The 12,025-nt window shown below is 52.2% G+C and carries 12 protein-coding genes; 3 read left to right on the top strand and 9 right to left on the bottom strand.

Annotated elements, in window-relative coordinates; translation table 11 throughout:
- Nucleotides 1–280: 280 nt before the first annotated feature.
- Nucleotides 281–964 carry a hypothetical protein gene (locus ACYVJG_RS10730; RefSeq protein WP_460431048.1) on the top strand — a complete coding sequence of 228 codons (684 nt, stop codon included), beginning with the start codon at nt 281–283 and terminating at the stop codon, nt 962–964.
- Between the two features lie 40 nt (nt 965–1,004).
- On the opposite strand, the gene prfA is transcribed toward ACYVJG_RS10730, so the two are convergent.
- From prfA to ACYVJG_RS10760, 6 genes are all read right to left on the bottom strand, one after another.
- Complete coding sequence (gene prfA / locus ACYVJG_RS10735; protein ID WP_022654328.1) at nt 1,005–2,084, bottom strand: peptide chain release factor 1; 1,080 nt, start codon at nt 2,082–2,084, stop codon at nt 1,005–1,007.
- 8 nt (nt 2,085–2,092) lie between these two features.
- Nucleotides 2,093–3,343 carry a glutamyl-tRNA reductase gene (gene hemA, locus ACYVJG_RS10740; protein ID WP_460431049.1) on the bottom strand — a complete coding sequence of 417 codons (1,251 nt, stop codon included), beginning with the start codon at nt 3,341–3,343 and terminating at the stop codon, nt 2,093–2,095.
- A gap of 75 nt (nt 3,344–3,418) precedes the next feature.
- A complete protein-coding gene (locus ACYVJG_RS10745; RefSeq protein WP_460431050.1) occupies nt 3,419–4,021 on the bottom strand; it encodes a BON domain-containing protein in 603 nt (200 codons plus the stop codon).
- Between the two features lie 3 nt (nt 4,022–4,024).
- Nucleotides 4,025–4,615, bottom strand: a complete 591-nt coding sequence (locus tag ACYVJG_RS10750; RefSeq protein WP_460431051.1) for a phosphoheptose isomerase — start codon at nt 4,613–4,615, stop codon at nt 4,025–4,027.
- A gap of 35 nt (nt 4,616–4,650) precedes the next feature.
- Nucleotides 4,651–5,004, bottom strand: coding sequence for a YraN family protein (locus ACYVJG_RS10755; RefSeq protein WP_460431052.1), 354 nt, complete (start codon nt 5,002–5,004; stop codon nt 4,651–4,653).
- Nucleotides 4,967–6,103 carry a penicillin-binding protein activator gene (locus tag ACYVJG_RS10760; protein ID WP_460431053.1) on the bottom strand — a complete coding sequence of 379 codons (1,137 nt, stop codon included), beginning with the start codon at nt 6,101–6,103 and terminating at the stop codon, nt 4,967–4,969. The genes ACYVJG_RS10755 and ACYVJG_RS10760 overlap by 38 nt, the downstream gene beginning before the upstream one ends.
- On the opposite strand from ACYVJG_RS10760, the gene rsmI reads away from it, so the two are divergent.
- Nucleotides 6,098–7,006 (top strand): 16S rRNA (cytidine(1402)-2'-O)-methyltransferase, encoded by a 909-nt coding sequence (gene rsmI / locus ACYVJG_RS10765; RefSeq protein ID WP_460431054.1) that lies wholly within the window; start codon nt 6,098–6,100, stop codon nt 7,004–7,006. The two genes, ACYVJG_RS10760 and rsmI, sit on opposite strands and share 6 nt — an antisense overlap.
- A gap of 35 nt (nt 7,007–7,041) precedes the next feature.
- Complete coding sequence (locus ACYVJG_RS10770) at nt 7,042–7,557, top strand: hypothetical protein (protein WP_460431055.1); 516 nt, start codon at nt 7,042–7,044, stop codon at nt 7,555–7,557.
- Between the two features lie 154 nt (nt 7,558–7,711).
- On the opposite strand, the gene ACYVJG_RS10775 is transcribed toward ACYVJG_RS10770, so the two are convergent.
- The 3 genes from ACYVJG_RS10775 to ACYVJG_RS10785 form a co-directional block, all read right to left on the bottom strand.
- Nucleotides 7,712–8,668 carry an Rpn family recombination-promoting nuclease/putative transposase gene (locus ACYVJG_RS10775; protein ID WP_460431056.1) on the bottom strand — a complete coding sequence of 319 codons (957 nt, stop codon included), beginning with the start codon at nt 8,666–8,668 and terminating at the stop codon, nt 7,712–7,714.
- A 203-nt stretch (nt 8,669–8,871) separates the two neighbouring features.
- Complete coding sequence (locus ACYVJG_RS10780; protein WP_460431057.1) at nt 8,872–10,671, bottom strand: putative bifunctional diguanylate cyclase/phosphodiesterase; 1,800 nt, start codon at nt 10,669–10,671, stop codon at nt 8,872–8,874.
- A gap of 22 nt (nt 10,672–10,693) precedes the next feature.
- Nucleotides 10,694–12,010, bottom strand: a complete 1,317-nt coding sequence (locus ACYVJG_RS10785; protein ID WP_460431058.1) for a hybrid sensor histidine kinase/response regulator — start codon at nt 12,008–12,010, stop codon at nt 10,694–10,696.
- Nucleotides 12,011–12,025: the final 15 nt, after the last annotated feature.

Below are 12,025 nucleotides of genomic sequence, written 5' to 3' on the forward strand. Positions count from 1 at the left end.
TGCAAGATGGCCGCTTTGGGAGCGGCCATGCGCAAGTTGGTGCATTTATGCTTCGGTGTGTGGAAAACTCGTCAGCTCTATCAGGCTGATTACGCCAAAATCAGTTGACGCCCAAGACGGTATCTACGATTTGGCATGAAACACGAACCGCCTCGCCCTTGATTGGGTGGGGCGGTTTTGTTTGTGATTTGGGTGCTGTAGCCTTTGGCTATGGGTGACTGATCTAGAAATCCCCGCCCACTGTGGCAAAATACAGCACTCTCCCAAACCAACGATCCCCATGAAAATAGCGTTTTACATTGTTGGGTTAGCTGTATTTGCCCTACTCGTTCCGTTCTTCCTGCCCAGCACACCACCGGCCAGCACCGATCACCCCAACCAAAATCTACCGTGGCAAATCACTGTGGATGCCCAAGGCCACAGTACCGTATTCGGCCTGACACCAAGCCGCAGCACACTGGCGGATGTCCGACAACAGCTCGGGGAGGATATGGAAATAGCGATTGTGGCTGCACCGGGCGAAGTGGGAGAGGTCGAAGCCTATTACAGCCAAGTCTCACTTGGTTTTGTCATGGGGCGGGTGATTTTCACCCTCGATGCCACTCCAGCAACCATCACCGCAATGCGTGACCGCGCTTTGAAAGCGGAGCACATGGAAAGCAGTACCAAAAAAATCAGCCTGCATCCTGATGATCTTGCCAAAGCCAACGCACTCCCCATCCGTGCTATTGGTTTGATACCCAGCGCAAATTTAGATGAGGCAACGGTATTGCAGCGTTTTGGTGCGCCGAAAGAACGGATTACGGTTGGGGAAACTTTGACGCACTTTCTGTACCCAAATTTAGGGTTGGATGTTGTGCTCGACACCAAAGGCAAAGAGGTGTTGCAGTATGTTGCCCCCAAAGATTTTGAAACGCGCATCCGCGCGCCACTGTTGGCGACGCAAGCCAAACCGCAACCATAAAAAAAGCCAGCGATCCCTCGCTGGCTTTTTTCCTTGCGGCTTAGTCCTCACCCAAGGCTGCTAACAATTCCGCCTGATGTTCGGCGATAAGGGCGTGGGTGAGTTCGTCTAAATCACCATCCATCAAACTATCCAACTTATACAAGGTCAGGTTGATGCGGTGGTCTGTCATGCGGCCTTGAGGATAGTTATACGTTCGGATGCGCTCGGAACGATCTCCTGACCCAATCAAGCTCTTGCGCTCGGCGGCTTCTTTGGCTTGTTGCTCACGGCGTTGAATGTCGTTAATCCGCGAAGCCAACACCGCCATTGCACGGGCTTTATTTTTGTGTTGCGAACGGTCGTCTTGGCATTCCACCACAATCCCTGTTGGCAAGTGGGTGATCCGCACGGCAGAGTCGGTTTTGTTGATATGTTGTCCACCGGCACCACTGGCACGGAAGGTATCAATGCGCAAGTCGGCAGGGTTGAGATTCACCGCTTCGAGCTCATCGGCTTCTGGCATCACCGCCACTGTGCAGGCAGAGGTGTGAATACGGCCTTGGGTTTCTGTCGCTGGCACCCGCTGTACGCGATGACCACCGCTTTCAAACTTCAACCGCGAATAAGCGCCATACCCTTCAATGCGGGCGATAATTTCTTTAAACCCACCCAAATCCGATTCCGACGCCGACACAATCTCGACTTGCCACCGTTGCCGTTCGGCGTAGCGTGAATACATTCGGAAAAGGTCTGCTGCAAACAATGCTGCTTCATCGCCACCGGTGCCTGCGCGAATTTCCAAGAAGATATTTTTTTCATCATTGGGATCGCGTGGCAATAAAGCCTTTTGCAATTCAAGGTCGAGGGCTTCGATACGAGCTTGGGCGGCGTCGATTTCATCGCGGGCAAATTCCCGCATTTCAGGATCATTCAACCAGTCTTGTGCCGCAGTTAAATCGGCTTGGGCTTGCTTCCATTGGCGGTGGGTTTCCACCAGTGGGGTCAACTCGGCATGTTCACGAGTTAATTTGCGAAAACTGTCCATGTCCGCTGTGGCGGCTTGCTCACTTAATAAGCAAGTGACTTCTTCTAAACGGTCGGCAAGTTGGTCCAGTTTTTGGGCAATAGAGGGTTTCATAAAATCGTTTAATCCGGATGAAGATCGTACAAACGCGAAATCAGACTGAGCATCTGTTCACGCGATTCGCCGCGTGCTTGGTTGAGGGCGGCAGTAGGAGGGTGGAGCAGTTTATTGGTCAGTTGTTGCGAAAAGGCTTCGAGCACAGCACGAGGATCTTCGCCACGGGCGAGGCGTTTTTCTGCGGCAGCGATGGCATGACGGCGCACCCGCTCGCCATGATCGCGCAAAGCCCGCACCACTGGCACCACTTCGCGCGCGGCCAGCCAATCTAAAAAAGCATGGGTATGTTCAACAATAATGGCTTCGGCTTGTTCTGCTGCTTGGCGGCGAGCATCGCGCCCTGCTTCGACAATCGAGGCCAAATCATCGACGGTGTATAAAAAAACATCGTCCAATTCGGCGACTTCGGCCTCGATATCGCGTGGCACCGCAAGATCTAACATAAAAATCGGTTTGTGACGGCGCACGCGCAACGCCCGTTCCACCATGCCCTTGCCCAAAATCGGGAGCTGGCTGGCGGTAGAAGTCACCACCACATCATATTGCGGCAGATGTTCGGGTAGATCGGACAAGGCAATGGCACTGCCCCCAAAGCGTTCAGCTAAGGCCAAGCCGCGTGCGACGGTACGGTTGGCGACACACAAGGCCGCAGGGTGTTGTGCGGCATAATGCGTTGCCACCAATTCAATCATCTCACCAGCACCGATAAACAGGACTTTGACTTCTTGAATCGAGGGGAAAATCTGCTCGGCTAACCGCACTGCTGCCGCCGCCATCGACACCGAACTGGCACCTACTGCGGTTTGGCTGCGTACGGTTTTTGCGACCGAGAACGCATTTTGGAACAGATGATTGAGCAAAGTCCCGAGTGTGCCGGTGTTCTCTGCCACTCGCACCGCATCTTTCAGCTGACCGAGGATTTGCGTTTCGCCCAATACCATCGAGTCCAAACCACAGGCAACACGGTAGGCATGGCGCGCGCCAGCTTCGGCATCGAGCAGATAGAGATAAGGTTCGATTTCACTGCGCGGTAACTGATGATAATGCGCCAGCCAATTGAGGGCAGCGTCGATATCACGGCTATTGCAATAGATTTCGGTGCGATTGCAAGTAGAGAGAATGACCGCTTCTGTCGCTGTGTGCGTCGCGATCAAGCTTTCGAGGGCGTCCGGCACCGTGTCAGCAGGAAAAGCCAATTTTTCTCGCACCACTAAGGGCGCGGTTTGGTGATTAAGCCCAAGGGCAAGCAGATGCATGGAAGAGACAGCGCCAAAAAAAGGGAGCTATTTTAACTGGGATTGGCAGGCCATGAGCCTGCCGACGCGATGTGTTTAGGGCGACACCATACCCGTTTTTGGGTCGAGGTATTCAAATAATGTGTGGACTTTTAATACCCCTGCGGTTTCGCTGGCAATGCGGGCAGCGGTATTGCCTTCGGTTGGCGTGACCAATCCCAATAAAAACACCTCACCCCGTTCTGAGATCACTTTGACGTGATTCGGTGCAAATTCACGGTTTTCTAACATCCGTGTTTTGACTTTGGTGGTCAATGAGGTGTCATTGAGCCGATTACCAAGGGTGGAGGGCGGCGCAATCACCAATTCGTTAAACACACGGCGAACGTTTGGCATCCCACGGGCAATCAGTTCAATCCGTGTTTTACTGGCCGCATCGGGTGCTTCACCAGTGAGCAAGACAGCACGGTTGAAACTGGTGACGTTGACATGGGCGTCCGGTTGTTCGGCACCAATTTGCTGGCCAATTTTTACTTCGAGTGTTTGATCATCGACATACGCACCGGAAGAACGACGATCTGATCCGACTAATAAAGCACTGCCAGCGGCTCCCCCAGCAATCAAGGGAACACAGCCGTGAAGAAAAGGGCTCAGGGTGGCAACGGTAGCGAGTACCACAATCGAACGCTGTATTGTCATCGTTTATTCCGCTCCTAACAGCATATAGTCAATGCAATCACACAAGGCATGAATCAACAAGATATGGACTTCTTGAATACGGGCAGTGCGTTGTGCCGGTACGCATAAATTGACGTCATCACCCTGCAGCAAATGTTGGATTTTGCCACCATCGCGACCTGTCAAAGCGATAACGGTCATTTGTCTTTCGTGGGCAGCATGAATTGCCTCAATCACATTGGCCGAATTGCCGCTGGTGGAAATGGCCAATAACACATCACCGCTTTGCCCAAGGGCACTGACTTGTTTAGAGAATACCAAGTCGAAATTATAGTCGTTGCCAATGGCGGTGAGGGCGGAGGTATCGGTAGATAGCGACAAGGCGGCCAATCCGGGGCGTTCTTGTTCAAAACGGCCCACCATTTCTGCCGCAAAATGTTGTGCATCGGCAGCAGACCCCCCATTACCGCAGGCCAAAATTTTGCCTTCATTCATTAAACAAGCCAGCATCCGTTCTGCGGCGATGGCAACCTGTGGGGCTAAAATATCCATCGCCAATTGTTTCACGGCGATGCTTTCTACAAAGTGGGTTTGTACCCGTTCTGTCAGTTCCATATCTGTCCTACAGTCAAAAATGCGGCTATCTGCTGTTAAAAGAAAATATTTTGCAGCCAAATGGGGGCTTGTTGCCCTTGTATCAACACAGCATCAAAACGACAAGCGGGTGTGTGTGATAAGCGCTGTAAATAATATTGCGCGGTAAGCAAAAGTTTACGTTGTTTTGCCGGTGTGATGCTGGCCATTGCACCACCATAACGCGCACTGCGCCGATAGCGCACCTCGACAAATACCAGCGTTTGATGATGCTGCATGATAAGGTCGATTTCCCCAAGCCGACAGCGCCAATTGCGAGCAATCAGCACCAAGCCTGCCGCTTGGAGATAAGCTAAGGCCAGATCTTCTGCCTCATTCCCGCGTTGTTGTGGTGTCGGTTGTGCTGTCATCACTTTGCGCGGGTGGTGTGGTGGCGGTTAAGGTGTGCAAGGGCAAAGTACGCTGTAACTGTTGTTCACTGTTCAGTTGTAACTCGCCGGTGACACCAGCAAAGGCTGGGTGTAGCGGTTGGCCTTGTGCCAGTCGCAATGCCACCCGCCATGCGTCGATACCCAGCGCGTATAACCGCTCTGTGCCATAGGTCAGATGTTCTTTGGGGCGCGGATAGCGTTGCACCACTGGCAAATCGGGCTGGGTAAGCCACGGCATATCAACCACTTGGATGCCTGCAAAATGGCTTGGCCGTTGGTTGTCGTGTAGCTGTGAAGTGGCATAACGCGAGCTGCCTTCGCCGAGGGTGGGAAGTTCTAACGCGGTTTGTTTATCCACCGCTAACACCACGCTGTCGTAGTCGCTCGGTGTTTGAGTCAGCGGCAAGGCAGACAGGGTGACACGCTGTGCCCGTTGCTTTTGCCATGCTTGACTGAAGGCTTGGGCGCTGCGTTGACCGAGTGGGCTGCCATCGCGCACTACCAGCGGTTTTTGTTTCCCTTGTTTGATGAGATGAAACACCAACGCTTGTGCTTCACCTTCCACCGCTAAATTCAGCGAATATAAGGTGCGTGGCAGGGCTTTCCCCTCGATGGTATTCAGGGCAAGCGTTGGAATGGGGATGGATTGTTTCAACAATTGTTGAATATGAGGCCGTGCCAATGGGCCAATCACCACCTTGGCACCGTCTTGTAGGGCGCGTTGATATTGCGCCACAACATTACGCTCGTCGGTGTCGTAGCGTATCCACTGTGCGCTGCCATCACGTTCTGCCGCCGCTTGAATGCCATCCAAAATCACTTTTGCTGCTTCGGCCAACGGGCTGGCTTGGACGGGCAATAAAATAGCAATTTTAGGCTGGCTCAAATCGGGCTCTGGCAGGGTGACTGCTTTGTGATGAGCCATCGGCAGGCTGGTGGCAGTGATCGGCAGCAGCGGTGCTGCATTCAGTTTGGTGATATAGTCTGCCGCCGCACGGGGCTGTGCTAGTGCCCCTGTGTGCCATCCTAAACCTAGGGCCAGCCCAATGAGGCTGATGATTGGAGCTCGTCTGTGCATTCGCCGCTCTTTCAATTATTTACTGACGCGCAAGCATCGCTGCAAGGCAGCACATTATATGTGGTGGCCACCCCAATTGGGAATTTGACTGATATTGGCGTTCGCGCTTTGGCGGTTTTGGCTGCGGCGGATGTGGTCTGTGCCGAAGATACCCGCGTGACGGGGCAGTTGTTGCGGGCGTATGGGATTCATGTGCCCAGCTTAATCAGTGTGCGTGAACATAATGAACGCGAACAATGCCAACGCATTCTGCAATGGCTACAGGAGGGAAAAAAGGTCGTACTGGTGTCGGATGCTGGCACGCCGGCTATTTCCGACCCCGGCGCCAGAGTGGTCCAAAGTTGCCATGAAGCCGGTCTGACCGTCTGTCCGATTCCGGGCCCCTCTGCATTGACGACGGCGGTGGCTGGCGCAGGGTTACAGGCGGCTCAGGTATTGTTTTACGGTTTTCTGCCGCCTAAAACGGTGGCACGACAAAAGCTGTTGCAAGGCTGGCAGCAAGTTGATTATGCCGTGGTGTTGTATGAAGCGCCGCATCGGATTGTCGATTGTTTGCAAGATATTGTGACGGTGTTGGGTGAACAACGGCTGTTGGTGTTGGGGCGAGAGTTGACCAAAACCTTCGAAACCTTGCGCCGTTTACCTGCGGCAGAACTGTTAGCGTGGGTGCAGGCCGACAGCAACCAACAGCGGGGAGAATGTGTGCTGATCATTGAACAAGCCCCGCCCCGCGCTCAGGCTGAGGATGGGCTGACGGTTGAACAGCAACAGCTATTACAAACCTTGTTGCGTGCCGTACCCACCAAACAAGCTGCACAATTAGCAACAGAACTGACCGGTGTAAAACGCAAATTGTTTTACGACTATGCGCTGCAGTTGAAAGCGCAAGATGATGTTGAGTGATGATTTAATCCTGATGAGTTAAAGACTGTGTTGTGATGAGCCTTGCCCTAGAACGAATTACTACCCAATACATCGAAGCCGAAGACCGCATTCGGTTGTCTGGTTCAACCCGTGATGGCCATAGCCAAGTATTGTGGTTAACCCAGCGCCTGTTATCACGGTTGTTGCCACGCCTATTAGATGCCCTGCAACCGAGTGCCCCCGCCACGCGCTTAGCCAGTCAACCACCCCAAGATGAATGGCAAAGCTGGTTGCAAGCGGCGGCACGCGACAGCCTCCAACAACAGGCACCCGTCCCCACCGATAACGCACAGGCTGTATGGCTGGTTCATGCCATCAATTTGTCGTTATCGAGCGAGGCGGTGCGGGTGGCTTTTTGTGATGAAACGGGGCAAGAACGCGCTGAGTTGACGATGAATCCAACGGTGTTGCGGCAGTGGTTGTCGATTGTGTATGAAGGCTGGCGCAAGGCAGAATGGCCAGCCACATTGTGGCCAGCGTGGATTCGCCCTGATGTCAGCCCTGCGGTGGATAAATCGTTATGGCACTAGGGTTAGGTCGTTTTCAGGCATTTAAACGCGAGGATGGGAACCGAACCGCCGCGAATGGCTGTTTTTTCATGGTGTGTTGTTCGTATACCGCTTCATTCGTTTGGTAGGCACAAGACCCGTGCCTACCCTACCTGACTCTGTTTACCCTACCAATCTAACCCTCGAAAATATCCTCTAACCGCTGCGCCTGCGTTAACGACACTCCCCATTGCTGCAACTGCTCCGGCGTCGCTGCCCGTAACCGCGACAACACCCAATCTGGCAACGGCTGACCAAACCGCGCCTCGATCAACGTTCGGAGGAGGGTTTGCATGGCCTGTATGCCTTTTTCCAGACCTTTCTGCATGCCTTTCTGCATGCCTTGTTGAAGGCCTTTCTCCATGCCTTTTTGCATACCTTCTTCTAAACCCTCTTCCCGAGCAGTGATGATGTCGGTGTTGTAATCCCACACTGCCCGTTCTCGCGCCAATGCCCGTAACCGTTCTTCCTTGGTTTGGCTCATTTGCTCTAGGGATTGCAAAACAGTCATTACCGGTGTGTGTGTCAGCTGTGCCATGATGTGTTGCTCCTGCCAGTGTTCAAACAGATCGACCCAATTCTTTAATGCTGTTGGGGCCAGTTGGAGGCGGTCGGCTTTGTCTAATTCCAGAATATCAATTTGCTGTGCTTTGGTGAGGACAACATCAGGAATATGTTGATCGCGCAGTTCAAACCGCCATGAAGCTTGTTGTGGATGGTCGGGGAATAAATCAAAATCCAGTAGATGAATACAAATCACATGCTTCATCTCGCGATAGGATTGACCACTTTCTAACTGTTCGCTGATAAGACGCGAACTGTAATACAAGCTTCGCTCTCCCCAATACGTCTGTTTCCGCACCTGAATTTCAATATTGTATTGCACGCCAAAGCCATCTTTGGCCAAGACATCTAACACGATTTCTTTAGCGTGGAGGTCTTCACCGGAGATATTGGGGTTGAGAATATCGGTGATGATAATCGGCGGTTGATCGTAGCGGATGCTATTGATCAAATCAGACAGTAATTCGGGTGATTGGGCAAAGAGACGTTTGAAAATGTAATCGTTCTTCGGGTCGAGCAGCGGCAGCATGATTGGGATGTGAGCTTAGGGCAACAAGTGATTATAGCTTGTGGATGATAAGCCTAGGATGGTGAGCACCGTTTTGTGCTGGGCAAGAACGCGCTTAATTGACCATGAATCCAACCGTGTTACAGCAGTGGTTATGAATTGTGACAGAATGGCCAGCCACATTGTGGCCGGCCTGATGTCAGCCCAGCAGTGTTGTCTATACCTTAGGTTTCAACTAAGCGCAGGGCGTGTTGTTGTAGATGCTCAAAAAACGCATCGCGAGGCAGAGGACGGCTAAATAAGTAGCCTTGGCCAATATCACACGCCAGCTGATTTAATACCTCTAAATCACTCTGATGTTCGATACCTTCGGCGACGACTGTTAAACCGAGCTCACGACCCAACGCCAAAATCGAACGCACAATAGCGCACGCATCGGGGCTGTCGGACATGCCATGAATAAAGGCACGGTCAATTTTGATGGTGTTGACCGTCAACTTTTGCAGATAAGCCAAGCTCGAATAACCGGTGCCAAAGTCATCCACAGCCAATGTCACGCCCAATTCCCGTAGCTGTTGCAATTCACGCAAAGCATAATCGACATCTTGCATGATGGCGCTCTCGGTGATTTCGAGTTCGAGTTGGGTTGCAGGGAAACGGCTGTCTTGCAAAATTGAGGCGACTTCTTCTGCCAAAGAACGGCCATTGGCGCGCGCCAAATCGAGTTGGCGGGCAGAGACATTGACCGCGATATTCAGTGATTGGCCACAAGCAATTTCCCACGCGTGGGCATCGTCAATCGCACGGCGAATTGCCCATAAACCGATGGCATCAATCATGCCGGTTTCTTCTGCCAAGCTCACAAACTGCCCCGGTGGGACTAAACCACGCTCAGGATGTCGCCAACGCAATAGCGCCTCTGCCCCCACAATACAACCGTGGCGCAAATCGACTTTGGGTTGATAAAACAGTTCGAGTTCATCGCGTTCAAGGGCATGACGTAATTCAGACTCTAAACTTTGCCGTTCGGCGACAAAAGCCTCTTGTTTGGGCTGGTAATTTTGGCAGGTAAAACGACTACCGGTGGGGCAGAAAGACAAGGCCAATGCAGCGCGGCGCAATAGGGTTGCGGATAAATTCCCATCCTCTGGAAGACGCACACTGCCCGCCCGCGCAATCAATAACAACTCATAATTGCGGATATACAGTGGCCGACACAGCACATCCTCCAGCCAGTGCAACTGTTGGCATACCATCTCCGGCAACACCACAATAAACTCGGCCCCGCCCCAATACGCCACAAAGCCATCACGCAGCTCAACCACATCTTGTAACCGCAAACCAAGCTCGCGCAAAATGCGTTCGCCAAAGTCATACCCTTCCAACGCATCAAGGCGGCGGTGACCTTCTAAAGACAGCAGAAAGAGACGATACGGAGGACAATCGGGGGTGGTGAGTAAGGTGTCTAAGTGATCAATAAAGGCGGTGCGGTTGGGGAGGGCGGTGACTGGATCGTGGCTGGCCATATACGCCAAACGCCGTTTGCGTTCCAATAACTGTCCAGTACGTTCGACCACCAATTCTTCTAAGCGGGTATTTTGTCGTTGTCGCTCTCGATACAGTGCGCGGACTTCGAGCTGGTTGTGAATTCTTAATAAAACTTCGTAGGGCTCAAAGGGCTTGGTGACAAAGTCTCGGGCGCCATATTCTAGGGCTTTCAGCCGCGTTTCATTGTCGTTTTGCGCCGTCAGTACCAATACCGGTAAATAGTCTTCTTCGCCTTGGTGTTGCTGTAACAATTGCATCACACCATAGCCATCTAAGTACGGCATTCTGATATCAAGCAAGATCAAATCGAACGCCTGTCTTTGATGACGTGGCAAAACTTGTCGTGGGTCGCTTTCACTTTCCACTCGATCATAGCCAGCATCTTCTAATATCGCCTCTAACAAAGCGATATTGGCTAGGTTGTCATCAACAATCAGAATCCGCGAGTGGAGATAGGGTTGGCGTAGTTGGGACATAGTCGATTCAATCGGTTAATGTTCAGCCACCGGCAATGGGGTTGTGGTTGAGTAATTGGTTAATCGTGGCTAAGAGATGTGGAATATCAACCGGTTTGGTCAAATAAGCACTAAATGGGCTGTATGACTTTTTATGTTGGAACATGGCATTGGCTGTCAGTGCCACCAAAGGAATACGCCGTAACTGAGGATCGTTTTTACAGTGTTCTGCTGCTTCTTGTCCACTCATTTTAGGTAGATTCAAGTCTATCAGCATCAAATCGGGTTGTCTGATGCGTGCCAACGCCAATCCCGACTCCGCATCCACTGCGCTAATCAACTGCCAATCGGCTTGTTCGTGGAACACTTCTTCTAACAAAGCCAAATTCGCTGGATTGTCTTCGATATACAGAATGGTTTGTGCTTTGGCTGTGGCGGCAGTGGGATAGGGTGTTTGGGTGGGGGTGGGCTGGCTATGCACCGCTTGGGTTTGGGCCGCCACCGGAAAACGTAGCCAGAAGCGGCTACCTAGGCCTTCTTCACTTTCAAACCCAATATCACCGCCCATCAATTCCATCAGGCGACGGGTCAACACTAAACCAATTCCACTGCCTTCAATCGCGGTGTGGTTATAACCAAGACGATTAAAAGGTTGGAACAATTCACGGTGACGACTACGGGGAATGCCGACACCGTTATCTTGCACCGTGATGACCAACTGCTGGCCGACAGCTTGGGCCGACACAGTGACTGTGCCTTGTGGACGGTTATATTTAATCGCGTTCGACAATAAATTCAGCAGCGCTTGTCGTGCCCGCGCCGCATCGGCATGAATCATCGGCAATAGCATCAATTGGCTTTGGTCTTGTAGCGTAACGCCAACACGCTCGGCCAAGGGTTGGGCCAGTTCAAGACTTTCTTCAATCACGGTGCGCGCCGAGACGGTAGAGAGGGTCAGTGCCATCCGCCCCGACTCCACACGACTCAAATCCAAGACTTCATTGATTAACGACAACAGGTGATGACCGGCTTTGAGAATGTGTTCGACTTGGGTATTTTGTCGCTCATTCAACGGCGAAGTCCGGCTATTTTTCAGGACTTGTGCAAAGCCCAAGATGGCGTTTAATGGCGTACGTAGCTCGTGGCTCATATTCGACAGAAAATCGCTTTTCGCTTGATTGGCTTTTTCTGCTTCGTCACGGGCAGCGGCTAGGGCTGCCTCGCGTGACTCATAGGCCACCCGATCCCCTTCCCGCAACACCAATAAAGTGTTGCGTTCACGGGTGAGAGCATCGATTTGCGCTTGTGCTTGTGTTAAAGCCGCTTGTAGCGTTTCGGGGGAAAGCGGTGTTCCAGACATCAATACGCACACCTA

This window comes from Aquaspirillum soli, assembly GCF_054781915.1.

What these genes read in the sequence shown, in the direction of transcription:
- ACYVJG_RS10730 (WP_460431048.1), top strand. Translation starts at nt 281, where the DNA reads ATGAAAATAGCGTTTTACATTGTTGGGTTAGCTGTATTTGCCCTACTC.
- ACYVJG_RS10780 (WP_460431057.1), bottom strand. Translation starts at nt 10,671, where the DNA reads ATGTCCCAACTACGCCAACCCTATCTCCACTCGCGGATTCTGATTGTT.
- ACYVJG_RS10745 (WP_460431050.1), bottom strand. Translation starts at nt 4,021, where the DNA reads ATGACAATACAGCGTTCGATTGTGGTACTCGCTACCGTTGCCACCCTG.
- ACYVJG_RS10775 (WP_460431056.1), bottom strand. Translation starts at nt 8,668, where the DNA reads ATGCTGCCGCTGCTCGACCCGAAGAACGATTACATTTTCAAACGTCTC.
- prfA (WP_022654328.1), bottom strand. Translation starts at nt 2,084, where the DNA reads ATGAAACCCTCTATTGCCCAAAAACTGGACCAACTTGCCGACCGTTTA.
- ACYVJG_RS10785 (WP_460431058.1), bottom strand. Translation starts at nt 12,010, where the DNA reads ATGTCTGGAACACCGCTTTCCCCCGAAACGCTACAAGCGGCTTTAACA.
- ACYVJG_RS10755 (WP_460431052.1), bottom strand. Translation starts at nt 5,004, where the DNA reads ATGACAGCACAACCGACACCACAACAACGCGGGAATGAGGCAGAAGAT.
- ACYVJG_RS10770 (WP_460431055.1), top strand. Translation starts at nt 7,042, where the DNA reads ATGAGCCTTGCCCTAGAACGAATTACTACCCAATACATCGAAGCCGAA.
- ACYVJG_RS10760 (WP_460431053.1), bottom strand. Translation starts at nt 6,103, where the DNA reads ATGCACAGACGAGCTCCAATCATCAGCCTCATTGGGCTGGCCCTAGGT.
- hemA (WP_460431049.1), bottom strand. Translation starts at nt 3,343, where the DNA reads ATGCATCTGCTTGCCCTTGGGCTTAATCACCAAACCGCGCCCTTAGTG.
- ACYVJG_RS10750 (WP_460431051.1), bottom strand. Translation starts at nt 4,615, where the DNA reads ATGGAACTGACAGAACGGGTACAAACCCACTTTGTAGAAAGCATCGCC.